Consider the following 2500-nt stretch of genomic DNA (forward strand, 5'->3'; position numbering starts at 1 on the left):
GTTCTGGACGTCGCGAACCTCGTTCGCGCCGCGCCGCACCTCGAGGAGCGGATTATAGCCGGCCGAACGGGTGTCGGTTGGGTCGAAATAGAGGCAGTGCGAGAAGCGCGATCGCCAGGCCGCGGTCAGCTGCCAGTTCTCGCCCTTGATGTCGTGAATGACGGCAGACCCCGTCCAGGAGAGCAGCGTCGGGACGACAAGCCCGACGCCCTTGCCGGAGCGCGTCGGCGCGAAAGCCATGACATGCTCCGGTCCGTCGTGACGGAGATAATGCTCGCCCAATCGTCCGAGAAACACCCCGGCCGCGCGGAAGAGCCCCGCCCGCTCGATCTCGCCGCGCTTCGCCCAGCGCGACGAACCATAAGTGGTGACGAGTTTGCCCTGCCTGGCCCGCCAGAGAGAGCCGACAATGGCAACCGCGCAACCGGCGACGCCACTCGAAGCCGCGATCGCACCCGCTTGCGCGAAGATGTCCGGCGCATAGGCCTCATAGGCATACCACCACTCGAAGAGCCGCCAGGGGTAATAGACGGGCCATGACAGGAGAACGAACCAGGGCGCGCCGAGACGCGTCTGGAAGCCGAGTGCGAAGGCTGCCCATTGCGTCGCGGTCCAGACACCCAGAATGACGATCGCGAAGACGATCAGCGCCTGACCGATCAGAAGTTTTGTCGGGGTCATCCGTCTCTCTCCATCGCGCCAAAGCTCGCGAGAACGAGAGACAGGATTCAATCGGAAGGAGGATTCTGAAAATCGCCTTTATCTGCGCCCTCACGCGACGATGAACGCAGACGAGAAAGAGAGCGCCCGTGAGAATGCATGAACGTGAGAGCAAGGACTCTGGAAACGCGAATTCACGAGGTGTAGAATCCAATAACGAGCGTTGATGCACGAAATCGTTTGCACCGCTCCGATGAAGCGAGAACTCACAGCAACAGATGGAGATCCGACATGATCGCCATGCTTCTGCTTACCGTCTTCGGGCTCGGCGCCTTCTGTATGCTGCTGTTCAGATGCGCGGTCTATGCGCTTCCGGTCATGGTCGGGCTTTCGACCGGTTACTGGGCGATCACATCAGGCGCTGGCATAGTGGGTGGCGCTCTCGTCGGCCTGGTCGTCGGCGGCCTCGTCTTCGGCCTTGGGCAGGCAGCGCTCGCGACGAGCCGCTCTCCGCTGCTGCGGTTCCTGGTTGTGGGGGTATTTGCAACGCCTGCGGCGCTGGTGGGCTACGGCATGATGCTGGAGATATGGCAACTCACCATGTCTGCCAGCATTTGGCAGCACGCGTTCGGGGTTGTCGCAGGCCTTGCAGTCGCCATCGCGACGGCGGCCTGACTTCTGGACGAAAACCCTTTGCCAACAGGCGAGAAAAACGGCGCGGTCTCACCCCGGCTCTGAATGACTGCTTTGCGCCGATTGTGTTGATTAAGTCGGCGGTTGAACCGGCTTCTGGAGCGTGATTCCATCGTGCTGTGCTGATCGGAGGGCAGAGCGATGATGGGAACACAGGCGGTGCCGGCGCAGCTGTTTTATGACTTCTGTCTCGACGATCATGTTCCTGACGATCACCTGTTGCGACGTATCGACCGGTTCCTGGATCTCGAGGCGGTGCGCGCGGAGCTAAAGCCCTTTTACAGCATGATCGGCCGGCCCTCGATCGATCCGGAACTGATGATGCGGATGCTGATCGTGGGCTACAGCCTGGGCATCCGGTCCGAACGGCGCCTGTGCGAGGAGGTCCATCTCAACCTGGCTTACAGATGGTTTTGCCGTCTGGGGCTGGACGGCAAGGTGCCCGACCATTCGACCTTCTCGCGCAACCGGCACGGCCGTTTCCGGCAGAGCGATATCCTGCGGCATCTGTTCGAGACGGTGGTGGAACGCTGCCTGCGCGAGGGGCTGGTCGGTGGCGAAGGCTTTGCCGTCGATGCGAGCCTGATCGCGGCGGATGCCAACAAGCAGCGCTCTGTTCCCGGCGACGAGTGGCACCCCGATGACCTTGGCCCGGATGCAGGACAGGCTGTCCGTGCGTATCTGGCGACACTGGACGATGCGGCCTTCGGCGCCGCCAGCGCGGCGAAGCCGAAGTTCATCTCGCCATCGGACCCGGCCGCGCAGTGGACCGGTGCTCACAAGGGGCATGCCTTCTTCGCCTACGCCACCAACTATCTGATCGACACGGAGAATGCGGTCATCCTCGACGTCGAGGCCAGCCGCGCCATCCGGCAGGCCGAGGTGGGCGCCTCGCGAACGATGATCGACAGGACCAATGAGCGCTTCGGTCTCAAGCCCCGGCATCTGGCGGCCGACAGCGCCTATGGATCGGCGGCGAACCTCGCCTGGCTGGTCAAGGAGCGGCAGATCGAGCCGCACATCCCCGTCTTCGACAAATCGAACCGGACCGACGGCACCTTCTCGCGCTCCGACTTCGTCTTCGATGCCGGGCAGGACCACTACACCTGCCCGGGCGGCAAGCTGCTGGTGCAGTTCAGACGGACCT

Annotated in this window: 3 protein-coding genes; 2 read left to right on the plus strand and 1 reads right to left on the minus strand. The window is 62.9% G+C overall.

Annotation, left to right across the window (positions count from 1 at the left end):
- Positions 1-681 (minus strand): type IV secretory system conjugative DNA transfer family protein (locus tag VMR39_RS05165; RefSeq protein WP_325414938.1); only part of this gene is annotated, 681 nt, incomplete at its 3' end.
- Positions 682-951: 270 nt separating this feature from the next.
- Between VMR39_RS05165 and VMR39_RS05170 the strand changes: the two genes are divergently transcribed.
- A complete protein-coding gene (locus VMR39_RS05170) occupies positions 952-1335 on the plus strand; it encodes a hypothetical protein (protein ID WP_293323670.1) in 384 nt (127 codons plus the stop codon).
- A gap of 159 nt (positions 1336-1494) precedes the next feature.
- A partial coding sequence (locus VMR39_RS05175) for an IS1182 family transposase (RefSeq protein ID WP_325414939.1) occupies positions 1495-2500 on the plus strand: 1006 nt, incomplete at its 3' end.

Source organism: Sphingobium sp. (assembly GCF_035511395.1).
In the GTDB taxonomy this organism is placed as follows: domain Bacteria; phylum Pseudomonadota; class Alphaproteobacteria; order Sphingomonadales; family Sphingomonadaceae; genus Sphingobium.